Source organism: Alcanivorax sp. HI0083 (assembly GCF_001635175.1).
Map to the genome: position 1 here is coordinate 1 of NZ_LWFX01001073.1, position 2,645 is coordinate 2,645.

Consider the following 2,645-nt stretch of genomic DNA (forward strand, 5'->3'; position numbering starts at 1 on the left):
GCACCGCACGGTGCAGCATCACCGGACGCTGGCGGGAACCGTCTTCGGCCACGTATTCCGCATCCAGACGATCAGGCAACACGAAGTCCACTTGCAGGGTGCCGCACTGCCAGTCGCGGCCAATGGCGTCACGCAGTACGAATTCCAGTTTCGGGCCATAGAAAGCGCCTTCGCCCGGGTTCAGTTCGCATTCCAGCCCCAGGGATTCCACCGCAGAGCGCAGGGCGCCTTCGGCCTTGTCCCAGGTTTCGTCGGAGCCGGCACGGTTGTCCGGGCGATCGGAAAATTTGATGCGGAAGCTGTCGAAGCCGAAGTCTTCGTAGACTTCGCGCAGCATCTTGATAAAGCCGGCGGTTTCCTCGTTGACCTGTTCTTCGGTACAGAAGATATGCGCATCGTCCTGGCTGAACGAGCGGGCACGCATCAAGCCATGCAGGGCACCATGGGCCTCGTTACGGAACAGGGTGGTGAATTCGCCCAGACGAATCGGCAGGTCCCGGTAGCTGGTGATGCCTTGCTTGAAAATCTGCACGTGGCCCGGGCAGTTCATCGGCTTCACGGCCATTTCTTTGTGGTCGTGGGTGCAGACGGTGAACATGTCTTCGCCGTACTTGTCCCAGTGGCCGGACTGTTCCCAGAGGATGCGGTCCATCATCTGCGGGGTGGAGACTTCCTGATAGCCGCCTTTTTCCATCTTGCCGCGGATGTAGTTTTCCAGGTTCTGGCGCATGCGCCAGCCCTTCGGGTGCCAGAACATGCTGCCCACCGCTTCCTGCTGGATATGGAACAGGCCCATTTCCCTGGCGAGTTTGCGGTGGTCACGTTTTTCCGCTTCCTCAAGCTGCTTGAGGTGGGCGTTCAATTCTTTCTTGTCGCGCCAGGCGGTGCCGTAAATGCGCTGTAGCTGGGCATTGTTGGCATCGCCCCGCCAGTAGGCGCCGGCCACCTTGGTCAGCTTGAAACCGTCGCCCAGCTTGCTGGTGCTGGGCAGGTGTGGGCCGCGGCACAGGTCGATGAAATCGCCCTGGCGGTACAGGCTTACTTCCTGGTCGGCGGGCAGCTCGCGGATGATTTCGGCCTTGAATTCTTCGCCTTTCTCCAGGAAAAAGGCCACAGCTTCATCACGGTCCCAGACTTCACGGCGGATTTCCTCATTGCGGCGCACAATATCCTGCATGCGCTTTTCAATGGTTTTCAGGTCATCCGGAGTGAACGGGGTGTCCCGATGGAAGTCATAGTAGAAGCCGTTGGCAATGGTCGGGCCAATGGTCACCTGGGTATCCGGGAACAGCTCCTGCACGGCTTCGGCCATGACATGGGCGGCATCGTGGCGAATCAGTTCCAGGGCCTCGTCGGTCTCCCGGGTGATGATTTCCACCGTGGCGCCGTCGTCGATGGGCAGATAGACGTCGATCAGGTTGCCGTTGGCCTTGGCGGCCAGGGCTTGCTTGGCGAGTTTTTTGCTGATGCGTCCGGCGATTTCGAAGGCGGAGGCGGGTTGCTCAAACTCCATGCTTGCCCCATCGGGCAGTTGATAGCTCACACTCATGAGACAGGGGATCCAGGTGATTGGCTCAGAACCGGAAGATGGTAGGGAATCAGGCCCCCCGCTTCAAGGTGCGGGGGCGGCTAAGCGCCTCCTGAGGCATGATTTTGCAGCCTTTAGTGCGCCTGTCGTGGATTAACCGACGTATGGCACAGAATTTTGCCTGTTTCCGGGCGCCCGCCTATGCTTGGGACGGGGATGCAGGGATAGATGACAATGAAAGTCCAAGGATGAACCCGATGGAGCTGGATAGCCCATGATGACACCCTCACAAACGCAACAGATGGCAGACAACGCGCAGTTGCCCAGGCTGTTGCGGGTGGCGCAACACCTGAGTGAGCAGAAGGATGTCCCCCGTCTGCTTGAGGCGTTGCTCAAAGAAGTGCTCTACCTGTGCCATGCGGACACGGGTTGGGTGTGGTTGTATACCGATAGTCGCCCCCGGGCCGGGCTGAATTGTCTGTGTCAGGATGCGGGCGGTGGCAGTGGTGCGGTAAAGGAAGCGCCGCAATGGTTTCGCCCGTTAGCCGAAGACGCGGCCGTTGACGGCATGGTAGAGCAGTGTTTTGCTGCGGGTGAACCCCTCACCGTGGCATTGACGCAAACCTCTCTCAGTGAGGCTGATCAGGCGCTGCTGGCGGCACTGGCCCCGGATGCCAAAGGGGTTCAGCTCTGGCCACTGTACAACCATGAAGGCCTGGTAACCGGTGTGCTGCAGCTGGCCTATGACAAGCCGGTGCCCCGCAATCTGCAGCGTCTGGGGGAACATGGACACCTGATTTTCCAGTCCCTGCTGACCTACGGGGGGATTGCCCTGAGCAATCTCAGCCAGGTGCAGGAACTTAAGGACCTGCTGGATGCCTTTATCAAGGTGCTGGCCCAGGCCATTGATGCGAAAAGCCCTCACACCAGCGCCCATTGTCAGCGGGTGCCGGTGATCACCGAAATGCTGGCCCAGGCCACCTGTGATGATCAGGCGCTATTTCCCGATTTTTCGCTGGATGAAGAGGGCTGGTATGAGCTGCACGTGGCCGCCTGGCTGCACGACTGCGGTAAGCTGGCCACCCCGGACTCGGTGTTGGACAAGTCCACCAAGCTG

General features: G+C 59.7%; 1 protein-coding gene and 1 pseudogene. One reads left to right on the plus strand and one right to left on the minus strand.

Features of this window, described 5'->3' with window-relative positions:
* Positions 1 to 1,549: threonine--tRNA ligase (gene thrS / locus A3754_RS14195; RefSeq protein WP_063520219.1), on the minus strand; the 1,549-nt coding region annotated here is incomplete at its 3' end.
* Between the two features lie 253 nt (positions 1,550 to 1,802).
* Between thrS and A3754_RS14200 the strand changes: the two are divergent.
* Positions 1,803 to 2,645 (plus strand): annotated as a pseudogene (locus A3754_RS14200) (metal-dependent phosphohydrolase); the annotation flags it as partial.